We start from the raw sequence: 15,628 nt of genomic DNA, 5'->3' as shown, positions 1-15,628 counted from the left end.
ACAGCATTGTGTTTAGAGGATCGGGGCTTGCAAAATATTTGACCGAAAGGTCAGACATTAGTTGATCGACTGATCCTTACACCGCTGCTGATTCCTGCACCACGCGAATAACCCGCTGCGGAAATGGAATATCGATGCCGGCAGTCTTCAAGCGATCGCGCGAATGTTCATTAAACATGAACATCACACTCCAATAGTCAGCGGTTTTCACCCACACGCGCAGGGAAACAGTAATCGAACTGTCGCCCAATGTGGAAATCACCGCTTCCGGTGCCGGCTCAGCCAATACTCGCGGATCCTTGGCCAGCTCCAGCAACACTTCACGGGCCTTCTGCAAGTCCGCCTCGTAAGCCACACCCACATCAAATACTACTTTGCGGGTCGGTTGACGGTTGGTGTTGGTGATGATGCCGTTCGACAGATTACCGTTAGGCACGATGATGGTTTTGTTATCGCCAGTGCGCAGTACGGTGTGGAAGATCTGGATGCTGTCGACAGTACCGGCAACACCTTGGGCTTCGATCCAGTCACCGATACGGAACGGACGGAACAACAGGATCAGCACGCCGCCGGCAAAGTTCGCCAGGCTGCCCTGCAGGGCCAGACCGATGGCCAGGCCGGCCGCACCGATCGCCGCGACGAAGGAGGTGGTTTCCACACCGATCATCGACGCCACGCTGACGATCAACAGCACCTTGAGGATGATGTTCGCCAGGCTGCTGATGAAGCCTTGCAGCGCCAGGTCGGCGTTGCGCAACGCCAACAGGCCGCCCAGTTTTTGCGTGACTTTGTTGATCAGCCACCAGCCAATGGCCAGGGTGATCACCGCCAGCAACACGCGGCTGCCATATTCCATGATCATCGGAATCCAGGCTTGAGACGCCTTGACCAGGTTGTCCACTTCAGTATTCAAATCCATCAACTTTCTCCTGATTTCCGGCTACCCGGCACGCAAAAAATGAGCGGCAGAAAGACCGAACCCATAAGGCTCGGTCGTTTCTGCCGTTGCTTGGGCCTCGGACGTCGAAATCGCCGAGAGGTTCCCGCTTGAAAGATCAGTCGCGAAAGTTATTGAACTGCAGCGGCATGTCGAAAGTCTTGGCACGCAGGGCGGCGATGGCTTCCTGCAGATCGTCACGCTTTTTACCGGTGATGCGCACCTGCTCACCCTGAATGGCAGCCTGGACCTTGAGCTTGGCATCTTTGACGTGGGCGACAATTTTCTTCGCCAGCTCTTTGTCGATGCCTTCCTTGAGGACCGCTTCCTGCTTCATCAGCTTGCCCGACGCGTAGGCATCCTTGACTTCAAGGCATTGCACGTCGATCTTGCGCTTGACCAGGGCCAGCTTGAGGATCTCGATCATCGCTTCGAGCTGGAAATCGGCTTCAGCGGTCAGGTTGACGGTCAGGTCTTTTTCCTTGAACTCGAAGCTGCCCTTGCCTTTCAGGTCATAACGACGATCGAGTTCCTTGACGGCGTTCTCGACCGCGTTGGTGACTTCGTGTTTGTCCAGTTCGGATACCACGTCGAACGACGGCATGTAATTTCTCCAATAAAAAGGCGCGCTCGATAACGATGGAGCGCGCTTGGCTTGCGGTTAAAATCGGGCTCATTATAACGGGTCTTTTCCAACCGATACTGCGAGCCTCACATGCCAGCATCAAACCGAGCAAAAAGCTGATGTCGACCCCTTGGCACGTTCTGGGTGCCGGCAGCCTCGGCACGTTGTGGGCCACCCGTCTGGCACGGGCCTCAGTGCCGGTCAGGCTGATCGTACGGGACGCGGCACGCCTGCAGGCCTATCAGGCGGCGGGCGGGCTGACGCTGGTCGAGCACGGCGAAGCGCAGCTGTACCCGGTGCCCGGCGAAACAGCCGACAGCGACGGGCCGATCAGCCGTCTGCTGGTGGCCTGTAAAGCCTATGACGCCGTAACAGCCGTGGCCCAGCTCGCCCACCGCCTGACACCGGACGCCGAACTGATCCTGTTGCAAAACGGCCTTGGCAGCCAGGACGCCGTCGCCGCGCAAGTCCCACATGCCCGCTGCATCTTCGCTTCCAGTACCGAAGGCGCGTTTCGCGATGGCGACTGGCGCGTGGTGTTTGCCGGTCATGGTTACACCTGGCTGGGAGATGCCGGCCATCCGGTGGCACCGTTCTGGCTGGAGGACTTGAGCGACGCCGGCATTCCCCATGAGTGGAGCACCGACATTCTCACCAGGCTGTGGCGCAAGCTGGCGCTCAATTGTGCGATCAACCCGTTGACCGTATTGCACGAATGCCGCAACGGCGGTTTGCAGCAACATCAGTGCGAAGTGGCAACCCTGTGCGCCGAACTCACCGAACTGCTGGAGCGCTGCGGCCAGCCGGCGGCAGCCGAAAACCTCCGGGAGGAAGTCGAACGGGTGATCAAGGCGACCGCGACCAATTTCTCCTCGATGTACCAGGATGTCGCCAATCAGCGCCGCACCGAAATCAGCTACCTCTTGGGCTATGCCTGCAAAGTTGCGTCGCGGCATCAGTTGAACCTGCCCCACCTCAATCAATTGCAGCAGCGCTTGATCGCTCATCTGCACAGCCTTGGATTGCCCAGCGACTGAGCAGCGGCTACGCTGGCCACTTGTTCCTTTTCAGCGATGAACCTGATGCCATTGCGCCAGCGCCTTGAAAACCTTCCGGTCGGCCAAAAACTGCTGGCCGCCCTGCTGGTGCTGTTGACCACCGTGTTGCTGGTCGCCAACCTGACCTTTATCAGTGCCGCGTATTACATCTCCCAGGAAAGCATGGCCCCCCAGGCCCTGCAGACCATCGGCCGACTGGTGTCCAACCCGAGCCTGGTGTCCGACGCCCTGAAGTCGCCGCAAAACGCCGAACGCCTGCTCAACGAACTCAACAGTTATTCACCACTGCGTGCGGCAGCCCTTTACGACGGCACGGGTACGCGTCTGGCGCAGCTGCAACACGGCGACACGCTGAACCTGCCAGAACACTACCGACACCTCGAAGCCTGGCAAGCCACGGAGTTTCGCAGCAATCAAGTGATCACCCTGCCCCGCCCCGGCACCGCTCCCGGGCATTTGCTGCTGGTGGCCAGCAGCGAATTGCCGATGGCGTTCTACACCGGGACCCTGACCGCCAGCCTGGGGATTCTGATCTTCAGCGTGCTGTTGTGGCTGGTGATCGCCCGGCAGATCAAACGCCTGATTACCCGCCCCATCCATCAGCTCGAAGAGCTGTCCCGGCAAGTCACCCGGGAAGAGAACTACGCCCTGCGCGCCTCTCGCGGCAACCACGACGAAATCGGCAGCCTCGCCGAAGCGTTCAACACCATGCTCTCGCGCATCGAGGCCCGGGAGCAGCAGCTCAAGCGTGCCCGCGACGATTCCCAGGCGGCTTACGACCAGGCCCAGGGGCTGGCCGAAGAGACCCGTCACACCAACCGCAAGCTGGAACTGGAAGTTCAGGTGCGGAGCAAGATCGAGAAAAAACTCACCGGTTTCCAGAACTACCTCAACAGCATCATCGACTCCATGCCATCGGCGCTGATCGCCCTCGACGAGCAGCTTTACGTGACCCAGTGGAATCAGGAGGCCAGCGCACTGTCCGGCACGCGCCTGGACGAAGCCTTGAACCAGCCGATCTTTCTCGCCTTCAAACCCCTCAAGCCATTCCTGCCGCAGCTCAAGCAAACCGTCGAGCAGCATACGGTGGCCAAGATCGAACGCGTTACCTGGCCCAAGGACGACGAACCCCGGCATTACGCCCTGACGTTCTACCCGTTGATGGGCGGTGCCGGACGTGGCGTGGTCATCCGGATCGACGACATCACCCAGCGTCTGTCCCTGGAAGAGATGATGGTGCAGTCGGAAAAAATGCTCTCGGTCGGCGGCCTCGCCGCCGGTATGGCCCATGAGATCAACAACCCGCTGGGCGCGATCCTGCACAACGTGCAGAACATTCGTCGACGTCTGTCCCCCGACCTGCCGAAGAACCTCGAACAGGCCGAGCAAATGGGCATCGAACTGGAAACGGTGAATAAGTACCTGAAAGCGCGTGAAGTACCGCAGCTGCTCGACGGCATTCAGCAGGCTGGCGCGCGGGCGGCGAAGATCGTGACCCACATGCTCAGCTTCAGCCGCCGCAGCACTCGGCAAATGGCGCCATGCGACCTGCCGGCACTGATCGATCAAGCGGTGGAAATCGCCGGCAACGACTTCGACCTGGCCATCGGCTTCGACTTCAAGGGCCAGGCGATCATTCGCCAGTTCGATCCGGCGCTGGGCCCGGTACCCGGCACCGCCAACGAACTGGAACAGGTGCTGCTCAACCTGCTGAAAAACGCTGCGCAAGCCATTCACCAGCGTACAGACGACCGCGAACCGGGGCGGATCATTCTGCGCACAAAACTGAATCCGCCGTGGGCGGAAATCCAGGTCGAGGACAACGGCATCGGCATGAGCGAAAGCGTGCGCAAACGCACGTTCGAACCGTTCTTCACCACCAAGGAAATCGGTCAGGGCACCGGCCTTGGGCTCTCGGTCTCGTATTTCATCATCACCAACAACCATAAAGGCCAGATGGAAGTGCAATCGACGCTGGGCCAAGGCACCTGTTTCACCTTGCGCCTGCCTTTGTCGGGCACTGCGGTGAACTCTCAAGAACTCAATCAGCTGTCGAGGTAACCATGGGCTTTCGTTTGTCGAAGATTTACACCCGCACCGGCGACAAAGGCGAAACCGGGCTTGGCGACGGCCGCCGGGTGCCCAAGGACCATCCGCGAATCGAGGCCATTGGCGAGGTAGATACGCTAAACAGCCAGGTGGGCGTGCTGTTGGCCGGGTTGGCGGCGCAAAGTGGCGAGTTTCCCGGGCTTGGCGAAGTGATCGAGGTATTGGCGCCCTGCCAGCATCGGTTGTTCGACCTCGGTGGCGAACTGGCCATGCCGGTGTATCAGGCACTGAACACGGCAGAAATCGAACGACTGGAAGCGGCCATTGATGTGTGGAATGAAGAACTGGGGCCGCTGGAGAATTTCATTCTGCCCGGCGGTTCGGCGCTGATTGCCCAGGCCCACGTGTGCCGCAGCCTGGCGCGTAGTGCCGAACGCCGTTGTCAGCAGTTGAATGCGATCGAACCGTTGGCCGGGGTGGGCCTGGCGTATATCAATCGGTTGTCGGATTTGTTGTTTGTGGCGGCACGGCTGATTGCCAAGCGCCAGGGGATTGCCGAGATTCTTTGGCAGCCGGCGGCCAAACCCTCTAACTGATCGTTCCCACGCTCTGCGTGGGAATGCAGCCCGGGACGCTCTGCGTCCCATCAAGAGCCGAACGCGGAGCGTCCGTTGAGGCATTCCCACGCAGAGCGTGGGAACGATCGGGTACTAAGCCTGAGGCCAGAACGCCCGAATCCCCGCCACACCCTGCGCGCCCGCTTCCCAGGCTTTCTGCCGCTCTACCGGGCCAACACCACCCAACAAGAACACCGGTTTGCTGAAGCCTTCGATCAAAGTCGACGCCTGCTCCCAACCCAGCGGCTGAGCATCTGGGTGCGTCTGGGTCGGCTGCACCGGCGACAAGGTCACAAAGTCCACGCCCATCTGCTCGGCCAGCGCCAGTTCTTCAGCGTTGTGGCAGGACGCCGCCAACCAGCGCGACGCTGGTAGCGGTCGGCCGGACGCCGCGTACTTGCGCAACTGCGCGGCAGTGATGTGCCAACCGGCGGAGGGGAAGTCCCCCAGCCATTCAAACGGCCCCTTGATCATCAACTGCGCCTTGCCAGCACACAGTCCCGCCGCGTCCACCGCCAGATCGCGGTATTGCGGGTCATAGCCATTGGGCGCACGCAACTGAATCAGCTTGATGCCGCCCGCGATGGCTTTCTGGATACCGCGCAGCAAGGCCGGGGTTTCCAGACCGTCCGGGGTGATCAGGTATTCGCCGGGCAAGCGTGCAGCCGCGACGATCGGCTGGTTGGCGGCCGGAAACTCGTAGTCCAGCAGTTCCCGCGCAGTCACCCAGGCCAAAGGCTGGCCTTCGGCACCATGGGGTTCGCCGGTAAATGCCGAGACTTCCCAGACATCCAGCAACACCTGCTTGTCCGGGTAGTCGTGGCGAACCTTGATCAACGGTCGCGCGGTATTGACCACGATGCCCAACTCTTCGTGAAGCTCGCGGGCCAGGGCGATTTCGACGGATTCGTTATCCTCGACCTTGCCACCGGGGAACTCCCACAAGCCGCCCTGATGCTGGGTGTCGGCACGCCGAGCGATGAGGATCTTGCCGTTGCTATCGCGGATAACCGCCGCGGCCACGTGTACTCGTTTCACTGCCCGACCTCCTCCAGACCTGCCTTCTGCCAGGCCTTGAAAGCTGGCCATTGGTAAATGGTTTCGACATAGGCTGCATCGACCTCGGGCAGCTTCACTTGATAGGTGCGCAGGCGGACGGCGATCGGTGCGAAAAACGCATCGGCCAGGGTCGCGCCACCGAACAGGAACGGGCCGGCTTCAGTCGCGGCCACGCGACATTCAGCCCACAACGCCAGCATGCGCTCGATCTCGGCCTGAACGTCAGGCGGAGTCGGCAACAACGGCGCATTGTGGCTCAGGTCGAACGGCATGTTGCCGCGCATGGCGAAGAAACCGCTGTGCATCTGCGCGCAAGCCGAACGCGCCTGGGCTCGGGCGGCGGTGTCTTTGGGCCAGAGGCCGGCATCGGGGAATTGCTCGGCCAGGTACTCGGCAATCGCCAGCGAATCGGCGATGGTGCCATGTTCGCTTTTCAGCAGCGGGACTTTCCCGGTCGGCGAATGCTTGAGCACGCGTGCGCGGGTATCCGGCTGGTTCAGCTTGATCAGTTCTTCGGTGTAGGACGCGCCGGTCAGGTCGAGGGCCAGCGCGGCGCGCAGGGACCAGGAAGAATACAGTTTGTCGCCGATGATCAGGTGGAGGCTCATGTTCGGGCGCCTTTTGGTAAGAGTACAAGCCAGAATCTTTAGCGTCTGGTGGTTCGTCTTCGCGGGCGATCCGACTTGCCCGCGAAAGCGATCTTTCTTACGTGCGGTACTCGGCGTTGATCTTCACGTATTCGTGGGACAGGTCGGTGGTCCAGATGGTTTCGCTGCAATCGCCGCGACCCAGCTCGATGCGGATGGTGATTTCTTCCTGCTGCATCACCGCCGCGCCCTGGGCTTCGGTGTAGGTGGCAGCGCGCGCGCCACGGCTGGCGATGCACACCTCGCCAAGGAATACGTCGATCTTGCTCACGTCCAGGCTCGGTACACCGGCACGGCCTACAGCGGCCAGAATGCGGCCCCAGTTCGGATCGGAAGCGAACAGCGCAGTCTTGATCAGCGGCGAGTGGGCCACGGTGTAACCGACGTCCAGGCACTCCTGGTGATTGCCGCCGCCGTTGACTTCAACGGTGACGAACTTGGTCGCGCCTTCGCCGTCACGCACGATGGCCTGGGCCACGTCCATGCACACTTCGAATACCGCTTGTTTCAACTTGGCGAACAGCTCGCCTTCGGCACGGGTGATTTCCGGCAGTGCGGCCTTGCCGGTGGCGATCAGCATGCAGCAGTCGTTAGTCGAGGTGTCGCCGTCGATGGTGATGCGGTTGAACGACTTGTTGGCGCCGTCCAGCAGCAGGTTTTGCAGCACCTCGCGGGAGACTTTGGCGTCGGTGGCGATGTAACCGAGCATGGTCGCCATGTTCGGGCGAATCATGCCCGCGCCTTTGCTGATGCCGGTGACAGTGATGGTCACGCCGTCATGCTGGAACTGACGGCTGGCGCCCTTGGGCAGGGTGTCGGTGGTCATGATGCCGGTGGCGGCAGCTTCCCAGTTGTTTTCCGACAAGTCATCGAGGGCGGCTTGCAACGCGCCTTCGATTTTCTCGACCGGCAGCGGTTCGCCGATCACGCCGGTGGAATACGGCAGCACCAGGCTGGCATCGACACCGGTCAGCTCGGCCAGCTTGGCGCAGGTGCGCTCGGCGGCGGCCAGGCCTGGTTCGCCGGTGCCGGCGTTGGCATTGCCGGTGTTGGTCAGCAAGTAACGTACCGGGCCTTGCACGCGTTGCTTGGCCAGGATCACGGGAGCGGCGCAAAAGGCGTTCAGGGTGAACACGCCCGCCACGGTGGAACCTTCGGCACAGCGCATGACCACGACATCCTTGCGCCCCGGGCGCTTGATACCGGCCGAGGCGATACCGAGTTCAAAACCGGCAACCGGGTGCAACGTTGGCAAAGGACCAAGACCAACAGCCATGAATGCGCTCCTTAAAAAATGTTGTCTGCACCGTCATTGCGATAGACGGTGGTTTGAATGGCAAAACGCCGCGACGGCAGAAGCCGGTCGCGGCGCGGGTATTTCAGCGTTTGAAACGGGTTTTACTGGATCTGCCCGTGGCAATGCTTGAACTTCTTGCCCGAGCCGCAGTAGCACAGCTCGTTGCGGCCCAGCTTCTGCTCGTTGCGTACCGGTGCGGTGGCGAGAGCAACATCGATCTCTTCACCCAACACTTCCGGTTGCTCCAGGCCAGGCGCTTCGTCGTGCTGGAACTGCATGCGCGCAGCCAGCGCCTCGGCTTCCTGACGCAGACGTTGCTCTTCGGCTTCCGGATCTTCGCGGCGTACCTGAACGTGCGACAGCACACGAATCGAGTCGCGCTTGATCGAATCCAGCAGTTCGGAGAACAAGGTGAAGGACTCGCGCTTGTACTCTTGCTTCGGGTTCTTCTGCGCATAACCACGCAAGTGGATGCCGTGACGCAGGTGATCCATGGTCGACAGGTGGTCTTTCCACAGGTCGTCGAGCACGCGCAGTACGATTTGCTTCTCGAAGGAGCGCAGTGCTTCGGCACCGGCCTGGTCTTCTTTCTCGTTGTACGCGGCGATCAGTTCGTTGAGCAGCTTCTCGCGCAGGGTTTCTTCGTACAGGTGGTCGTCTTCGTCGAGCCATTGCTGGATCGGCAGCGCCACACCGAAGTCGCTCTGCAACGCCGCTTCCAGACCGGACACGTCCCACTGCTCAGGCAGCGATTGTGGCGGAATGTGTGCGCTGACGGTTGCGTTGAGCACGTCCTGACGGAAATCGGCAATGGTTTCGCCAATGTTGTCAGCGGCCAACAAACTGTTACGCATGTGATAGATCACTTTACGTTGTTCGTTGTTGACGTCGTCGAACTCAAGCAGTTGCTTACGGATATCGAAGTTGCGGCCTTCAACCTTGCGCTGAGCCTTCTCGATGGCGTTGGTCACCATGCGGTGTTCAATCGCTTCACCGGACTGCATGCCCAGCGCCTTCATGAAGTTCTTCACCCGGTCAGAGGCAAAGATGCGCATCAGGCTGTCTTCCAGCGACAGGTAGAAACGGCTGGAACCGGCGTCGCCCTGACGACCGGCACGACCGCGCAACTGGTTGTCGATACGGCGCGATTCGTGACGCTCGGAAGCGATCACCTGCAAGCCGCCCGACTCCAGCACTTGCTGGTGACGTTTCTGCCAGTCGGCCTTGATCTGGGCAATCTGCTCAGGGGTCGGGTCTTCCAGCGAAGCCACTTCCACTTCCCAGTTACCGCCCAACAGGATGTCGGTACCACGACCGGCCATGTTGGTGGCGATGGTCAGTGCACCCGGACGACCGGCCTGAGCGATGATTTCGGCTTCTTTTTCGTGGAACTTGGCGTTCAGAACCTTGTGTTCAATGCCTTCTTTCTGGAGCAGGCCGGACATGTGCTCGGACGTTTCGATGGTGGCGGTACCCACCAGCACCGGACGGCCCTGAGCCATGCACTCCTTGATGTCGCCGATGATCGCCGCGTATTTCTCTTCGGCGGTCAGGAACACCAGGTCGTTGTAGTCTTTACGCGCCAACGGCTTGTTCGGCGGGATGACCATGACCTGCAGGCCATAGATCTGATGGAATTCGAACGCTTCGGTGTCCGCGGTACCGGTCATGCCGGACAGCTTGTTGTACAGACGGAAGTAGTTCTGGAACGTGGTCGACGCCAGGGTCTGGCTCTCGGCCTGGATGTTCAGGTTTTCCTTGGCTTCGATGGCCTGGTGCAGACCTTCGGACAAACGGCGACCCGGCATGGTACGGCCGGTGTGTTCGTCGACCAGCACCACCTGACCGTCCTGCACGATGTACTCGACATTGCGATGGAACAGTTTGTGCGCACGCAGGCCGGCATAGACGTGAGTCAACAGGCCCAGGTTATGCGCCGAATACAGGCTCTCGCCTTCAGCCAGCAGGCCGACGCGGGTGAGCATTTCTTCGATGAACTGGTGACCGGCTTCGTTGAGTTCGACCTGACGGGTCTTCTCGTCGATGGTGTAATGGCCGGCCTTGGTGACTTCGCCTTCGACTTCCTCGATGTGCAATTCAAGCTGCGGGATCAGTTTGTTGATCTCGATGTACAGCTTGGAGCTGTCCTCGGCCTGACCGGAGATGATCAGCGGGGTACGGGCTTCGTCGATGAGGATGGAGTCGACTTCGTCGATCACGGCAAAATTGAGTTCGCGCTGGAATTTTTCTTCCATGCTGAACGCCATGTTGTCGCGCAGGTAGTCGAAACCGAATTCGTTGTTGGTGCCGTAGGTGATATCGGCGGCGTAAGCGGCGCGCTTCTCTTCCGGCGGCTGGAATGGCGTGACCACGCCGACCGTCATGCCGAGGAATTCGTAGAGCGGACGCATCCAGTTGGCGTCACGACGGGCCAGATAGTCGTTCACCGTCACAACGTGCACGCCCTTGCCGGACAGCGCGTTGAGGTAAACGCCCAGTGTTGCCACCAGGGTCTTGCCTTCACCGGTACGCATTTCCGCGATCATGCCTTCATGCAAGGTCATGCCGCCGATCAGCTGGACATCGAAGTGGCGCATACCCATGACGCGCTTACCGGCTTCGCGGGCGACCGCAAAGGCTTCTGGCAGCAGCTTGTCGAGGGTTTCCCCTTTGGCGAGGCGGGCCTTGAACTCGTTGGTCTTGGCACGCAATTGATCGTCCGAAAGGGCCACCATTTGCTCTTCGAAGGCATTGACGAGCTGCACCGTCTTGAGCATGCGTTTGACTTCACGCTCGTTCTTGCTTCCAAAAAGTTTCTTTAACAAAGGCGCAAACATATCGGCAGGATCTTCCACACTAAAGGGATGGAGGGCGGCCCCGTGAGTCGCCCGTGCAGCCCTCATGGCCGCATGCGAACGAGCATTCTACCCGGAAACGATGGTGAGGAAAGTGGCGTTATTCCACGATGCATGCACTGCGCTGTGACGGGGCTCACTTAAAATAAGGGCTTTTTACTGAACTTCAACCCATTGAGGGTACAAGTTACTCGTTGATTTAATGGGTAAAGCGCTCGTAAAGCAATGGGTCGGGACCAGCGGGTGCTTTCTGTTACCATGGCCGTTCTGTTACTTCAGGTGTTCGATCATGGCATTTCGCCCTCTCACGGCCAGAGCACCCGCCGTTCTGCTTCGCGAAGCCAAACCGCTGAAAGCCATCTTTGGCCACGCTCAACGCCTGGGTCATTTGCAACGTCTGGTGGAAAGCCAGCTGCAACCGGCCGCCCGCGAGCATTGCCATGTGGCGTCGTGGCGCGAAGGCAGTTTATTGCTGATTGTCACCGACGGTCACTGGGCCACCCGCCTGCGTTATCAACAAAAGCGTCTGCAACGCCAGTTACAGCTGTTCGACGAGTTCGCCAGCCTGACGCGGATCCTGTTCAAGGTGCAGCCACCGACCGTTCAGCAAGGAGCGGCTGGGCATACCATGGATTTGTCGACGGATGCCGCGGCGACCATTCAGGCGACGGCTGACGGGATTACCGACCCGAATCTAAGGGCGGCGCTGGAGCGGTTGGCGGCGCACGCCAAGCCCAAGGTTTAAAAGCAAGATCAAAGGATCGCAGCCTTCGGCAGCTCCTACGCGCCTGTAGGCGCCGCCGAAGGCTGCGATCTTTTGATTTTCAGCGGCGTTTGCTACCGCCGAGCAATGAGCCCATCAACCCGCGTACCAGCTGTCGGCCCAATTGATTGGCCGCCTGTCGCATCGCCGATTTAAGCGCCTGTCCTGCGGCCGTACCGAGGAATTCCCCGGCCTGTTCGGTGAAACTCGGCTCTTCGGGGGCAGGTTTGCCCGGCGCGGTTTCAGGCTCCGGCGCCAACCCCTTGCGCCCCATCAGCACTTCATAGGCCGATTCGCGATCAACCGGTTTGTCATATCGCCCTTTAAACGGCGAACCGGCAATCAGCACCGTGCGCTCAGTCTCGGTCAGTGGCCCGATCCGCGATTGCGGCGGTGCGACCAGTACACGCTGGACCATCTCCGGCGTACCCTTGTCCTGCAAGGTGCCGACCAACGCCTCGCCGATGCCCAGCTCAGTCAACACCGACAAGGCATCAAATGCCGGGTTCGGCCGGAAGCCCTCGGCCACTGCACGCAGGGATTTCTGCTCTTTGGCGGTGAACGCGCGCAAGCCATGCTGAACACGCAGGCCCAACTGAGCCAGTACATCATCCGGCAAGTCCCCCGGCGATTGGGTGACGAAATACACGCCCACGCCTTTCGAACGGATCAGCCGCACCACTTGTTCCAGACGATCCTGCAAGGCCTTGGGCGTACCGGCGAACAACAAGTGCGCCTCGTCGAAAAACAGCGCCAGCAGCGGTTTATCGGCATCGCCGCGTTCCGGCAGTTGCTCGAACAATTCAGCCAGCAACCACAGCAGGAACGTCGCGTAGACCTTCGGCGCTTCGTGCACCAGACGGCTGGCGTCGAGCAAATGGATGCGCCCGCGACCGTCCATCGCCGGCTGCAAAATATCTTCCAGTTGCAGTGCCGGTTCACCGAACAACGCTTCGGCGCCCTGCTGTTCCAGCGTCGCCAAACGGCGCAACAGTGCCTGGCTGGAACCGGTGGTCATCAGCGCCGCGTCATCGCCCAGTAATTCGGGTTTATCGCGCAGGTGATTGAGCAGCGCCTTCAAATCTTTCAAATCCAGCAGCAACAGCCCTTCGCGGTCGGCCACCTTGAACGCGGCATAAAGAGCCGACTGCTGACTGTCGGTCAGCTCCAGCAGGCTGCCGAGCAGCAACGGCCCCATTTCGCTCAAGGTGGTGCGCAATGGATGACCGGACTGACCGTGAATGTCCCACAGGGTTACCGGATACGCCTGAGGCTTATGGTTCAGCCAAGGCATGCCGGCGATCCGCTCCGCGACCTTGCCTTGAGGGTTACCGGCGGCGCCCAGGCCGCACAGGTCGCCCTTGATGTCCGCCGCGAACACCGCCACGCCTGCATCGCTGAACGCTTCGGCCAGGCGCTGCAACGTGACGGTTTTACCGGTCCCGGTAGCGCCCGCTACCAAACCGTGACGGTTCGCCAGGCGCATGGCCTGGGCGATTGGCTGGCCCGCGAGGTCAGCGCCGATAACGAGTTGCGATGAGTCAGGCATTTTGTCACCCCTGGTTAATCTTTGATCCTTCATGGCCGATAACAACCGAGAGACCAGACTGAAAATAGCGTCGGTAATTCCCTAAGGAGAGACGGAAATATCAGCTTACTTTCAACCCTGCCCATTTTGCGCGCCTTTATAAAAGCACGCCCTGGACAATAAGACCTTAGCGGACCCACAAGCCATGAATAAAAACCTGCGCTTCAGCCATAAAATACTGCTTGCCGCCGCCCTGATCGTTATCGCCGCATTCGCCTCCTTCACGCTGTATAACGACTATTTGCAGCGCAATGCGATACGCCGCGACCTGGACAACTACCTGCAAGAAATGGGTAACGTCACCGCCAAGAATATTCAGACCTGGCTGGCGGGTCGTAGCCTGTTGATCGAAAACCTCTCACAAACTGTTGCCCTGAACGCCGAGACGGATAACGTCGCCAAACTGCTGGAACAGAAGGCCGTCACATCGACCTTCATGGGTGCCTACCTGGGCAACAAGGACGGCACCTTCATTATCCGTCCGGACAGCAAGATGCCCGACGGCTATGACCCTCGCGCCCGCCCTTGGTACAAGAGCGCGCAAAGCACCAGTGGTTCTGCCTTGACCGAACCTTATATCGACCTGGCGTCTGGCCAGTTGGTGATTTCCATCGTCGACAGCGTCCTCAAGGACGGTCAGAACATCGGCGTGGTCGGTGGCGACCTGAGTCTGCAAGTGATCACCGACAGCCTCAACGCGCTGGACTTCAACGGCATGGGCTATGCGTTCCTGGTCAGCGCCGATGGCAAGATCCTGGTTCACCCGGACAAAGCGCTGGCGATGAAAAACCTCAAGGACGTCTACCCGCAAGACACGCCCGTCATCGGTAATCAGCCGAGCGAGATCAAAGTCGACGGCAAAACCCGCATCGTGACCTTCACCCCGATCAAGGGACTGTCCTCGGTCAACTGGTACATCGGCCTCTCTGTGGACAAGGACAAAGCCTTCTCCATGCTCAGCGAATTCCGCACCTCGGCGATCATCGCGACCCTGATTGCAGTGGCCATCATCATTGGCTTGCTGGGCATGCTGATCCGCCTGCTGATCCAGCCGCTGCATGTGATGACCCGCGCCATGGAAGACATCGCCGACGGTGAAGGCGACCTGACCAAACGCCTGACCATCCAGAATCAGGACGAATTCGGCATCCTTGGCACGGCGTTCAACCGTTTCGTGGAACGGATTCATACGTCGATCCGCGAAGTGTCCTCGGCCACCGGCCAGGTCAACGAAGTGGCCTTGCGGGTGGTGGCGGCCTCGAACTCGTCGATGTTCAATTCCGACCAGCAAGCCTCGCGTACCAGCAGCGTCGCCGCGGCCATCAACCAGCTCGGCGCCGCGGCTCAGGAAATCGCCCGTAACGCAGCGCAAGCGTCGAATCAGGCCAGCGATGCCCGCAGCCTGGCCGAAGACGGCCAGCAAGTGGTGGATCGCAGCATTGCCGCGATGAATCAGCTGTCGAGCATGCTCAGCGCTTCGAGCACCAACATCGAATCGCTGAACAGCAAAACCGTGAACATCGGGCAGATTCTCGAAGTGATCACCAGCATTTCCCAGCAAACCAACCTGCTGGCGCTCAACGCCGCCATCGAAGCGGCGCGGGCCGGTGAAGCCGGGCGCGGTTTTGCCGTGGTGGCCGACGAGGTGCGCAACCTGGCGCACCGCACGCAGGAGTCGGCGCAACAGGTGCAGACTATGATCGAGGAGCTGCAAGTCGGCGCCCGCGAATCCGTCAGCACCATGAGCGACAGCCAACGCCACAGCCAGGACAGCGTGGAAATCGCCAACCTGGCCGGCGAGCGCCTGAACAGCGTGACGTTGCGCATCGGCGAAATCGACGGCATGAACCAGTCGGTGGCCACGGCGACCGAGGAACAGACGGCGGTGGTGGAGTCGATCAACGTGGACATCACCGAGATCAACACGCTGAACCAGGAGGGCGTGGAAAACCTGCAATCGACCTTGCGGGCGTGCTCGGACCTTGAGCAACAGGCCTCGCGCTTGAAGCAATTGGTGGGCAGTTTCCGTATCTAACGTCTGATCACAGACACTGTGGCGAGGGAGCTTGCTCCCGCTGGGTCGCGAAGCGACCCCAAAATCGGGATCAAAGGTGTGCCAGATTGAACACACCG

Annotated in this window: 12 protein-coding genes; 5 read left to right on the top strand and 7 right to left on the bottom strand. The window is 60.2% G+C overall.

Annotation, left to right across the window (positions count from 1 at the left end; all coding sequences use genetic code 11):
- Positions 1 to 76 precede the first annotated feature (76 nt).
- A complete protein-coding gene (locus LOY36_RS05930; RefSeq protein WP_258672584.1) occupies positions 77 to 919 on the bottom strand; it encodes a mechanosensitive ion channel family protein in 843 nt (280 codons plus the stop codon).
- A gap of 136 nt (positions 920 to 1,055) precedes the next feature.
- The gene (locus LOY36_RS05925; protein WP_018926510.1) at positions 1,056 to 1,541 is read right to left on the bottom strand and encodes a YajQ family cyclic di-GMP-binding protein; all 486 of its coding nucleotides are present in this window, start codon (positions 1,539 to 1,541) and stop codon (positions 1,056 to 1,058) included.
- Positions 1,542 to 1,681: 140 nt separating this feature from the next.
- Here LOY36_RS05925 and LOY36_RS05920 point away from each other — a divergent pair, with 140 nt between their 5' ends.
- Genes LOY36_RS05920 through LOY36_RS05910 form a run of 3 tightly spaced genes read left to right on the top strand, consistent with a single transcriptional unit; the run spans position 1,682 to position 5,265 of the window.
- Positions 1,682 to 2,599: a putative 2-dehydropantoate 2-reductase gene (locus LOY36_RS05920; protein WP_258672583.1), complete on the top strand. Its 918-nt coding sequence runs from the start codon at positions 1,682 to 1,684 to the stop codon at positions 2,597 to 2,599.
- Between the two features lie 45 nt (positions 2,600 to 2,644).
- On the top strand, positions 2,645 to 4,681 hold the full coding sequence (locus tag LOY36_RS05915; RefSeq protein WP_026346057.1) for an ATP-binding protein: 2,037 nt from the start codon (positions 2,645 to 2,647) through the stop codon (positions 4,679 to 4,681).
- A 2-nt stretch (positions 4,682 to 4,683) separates the two neighbouring features.
- Positions 4,684 to 5,265 (top strand): cob(I)yrinic acid a,c-diamide adenosyltransferase, encoded by a 582-nt coding sequence (locus LOY36_RS05910; RefSeq protein WP_019581489.1) that lies wholly within the window; start codon positions 4,684 to 4,686, stop codon positions 5,263 to 5,265.
- Between the two features lie 114 nt (positions 5,266 to 5,379).
- On the opposite strand, the gene LOY36_RS05905 is transcribed toward LOY36_RS05910, so the two are convergent.
- From LOY36_RS05905 to secA, 4 genes are all read right to left on the bottom strand, one after another.
- Entirely contained in the window at positions 5,380 to 6,324 is a 945-nt protein-coding gene (locus LOY36_RS05905; RefSeq protein ID WP_258672580.1) for a Nudix family hydrolase, read from the bottom strand.
- Entirely contained in the window at positions 6,321 to 6,953 is a 633-nt protein-coding gene (locus tag LOY36_RS05900) for a glutathione S-transferase family protein (protein WP_258672579.1), read from the bottom strand. Before LOY36_RS05900 ends, LOY36_RS05905 begins: the two co-directional genes overlap by 4 nt.
- Positions 6,954 to 7,050: 97 nt before the next feature.
- Positions 7,051 to 8,268: a bifunctional glutamate N-acetyltransferase/amino-acid acetyltransferase ArgJ gene (gene argJ, locus LOY36_RS05895; RefSeq protein WP_019651426.1), complete on the bottom strand. Its 1,218-nt coding sequence runs from the start codon at positions 8,266 to 8,268 to the stop codon at positions 7,051 to 7,053.
- Between the two features lie 122 nt (positions 8,269 to 8,390).
- Positions 8,391 to 11,126: a preprotein translocase subunit SecA gene (gene secA / locus LOY36_RS05890; RefSeq protein WP_019651425.1), complete on the bottom strand. Its 2,736-nt coding sequence runs from the start codon at positions 11,124 to 11,126 to the stop codon at positions 8,391 to 8,393.
- Between the two features lie 307 nt (positions 11,127 to 11,433).
- On the opposite strand from secA, the gene LOY36_RS05885 reads away from it, so the two are divergent.
- Positions 11,434 to 11,889 carry a DUF721 domain-containing protein gene (locus LOY36_RS05885; protein ID WP_258672576.1) on the top strand — a complete coding sequence of 152 codons (456 nt, stop codon included), beginning with the start codon at positions 11,434 to 11,436 and terminating at the stop codon, positions 11,887 to 11,889.
- Positions 11,890 to 11,968: 79 nt separating this feature from the next.
- Here LOY36_RS05885 and LOY36_RS05880 read toward each other — a convergent pair whose 3' ends face one another.
- Entirely contained in the window at positions 11,969 to 13,456 is a 1,488-nt protein-coding gene (locus LOY36_RS05880) for a DUF853 domain-containing protein (protein ID WP_258672575.1), read from the bottom strand.
- 184 nt (positions 13,457 to 13,640) lie between these two features.
- Between LOY36_RS05880 and LOY36_RS05875 the strand changes: the two genes are divergently transcribed.
- Positions 13,641 to 15,530, top strand: coding sequence for a methyl-accepting chemotaxis protein (locus tag LOY36_RS05875; protein WP_258672573.1), 1,890 nt, complete (start codon positions 13,641 to 13,643; stop codon positions 15,528 to 15,530).
- Positions 15,531 to 15,628: the final 98 nt, after the last annotated feature.

Origin of the sequence: Pseudomonas sp. B21-019, assembly GCF_024749225.1 — a bacterium.
Taxonomy (GTDB): domain Bacteria; phylum Pseudomonadota; class Gammaproteobacteria; order Pseudomonadales; family Pseudomonadaceae; genus Aquipseudomonas.
The sequence above is the reverse complement of the archived record's forward strand: the minus strand, read 5'-3'. Positions and strand labels throughout refer to the sequence as shown.

Bases quoted from the DNA above. Each gene is read 5' to 3' on its own strand.
- LOY36_RS05915 (WP_026346057.1), top strand. From the start codon at position 2,645: ATGCCATTGCGCCAGCGCCTTGAAAACCTTCCGGTCGGCCAAAAACTG.
- LOY36_RS05925 (WP_018926510.1), bottom strand. From the start codon at position 1,541: ATGCCGTCGTTCGACGTGGTATCCGAACTGGACAAACACGAAGTCACC.
- LOY36_RS05930 (WP_258672584.1), bottom strand. From the start codon at position 919: ATGGATTTGAATACTGAAGTGGACAACCTGGTCAAGGCGTCTCAAGCC.
- LOY36_RS05920 (WP_258672583.1), top strand. From the start codon at position 1,682: ATGTCGACCCCTTGGCACGTTCTGGGTGCCGGCAGCCTCGGCACGTTG.
- LOY36_RS05875 (WP_258672573.1), top strand. From the start codon at position 13,641: ATGAATAAAAACCTGCGCTTCAGCCATAAAATACTGCTTGCCGCCGCC.
- argJ (WP_019651426.1), bottom strand. From the start codon at position 8,268: ATGGCTGTTGGTCTTGGTCCTTTGCCAACGTTGCACCCGGTTGCCGGT.
- LOY36_RS05885 (WP_258672576.1), top strand. From the start codon at position 11,434: ATGGCATTTCGCCCTCTCACGGCCAGAGCACCCGCCGTTCTGCTTCGC.
- LOY36_RS05880 (WP_258672575.1), bottom strand. From the start codon at position 13,456: ATGCCTGACTCATCGCAACTCGTTATCGGCGCTGACCTCGCGGGCCAG.
- LOY36_RS05900 (WP_258672579.1), bottom strand. From the start codon at position 6,953: ATGAGCCTCCACCTGATCATCGGCGACAAACTGTATTCTTCCTGGTCC.
- secA (WP_019651425.1), bottom strand. From the start codon at position 11,126: ATGTTTGCGCCTTTGTTAAAGAAACTTTTTGGAAGCAAGAACGAGCGT.
- LOY36_RS05910 (WP_019581489.1), top strand. From the start codon at position 4,684: ATGGGCTTTCGTTTGTCGAAGATTTACACCCGCACCGGCGACAAAGGC.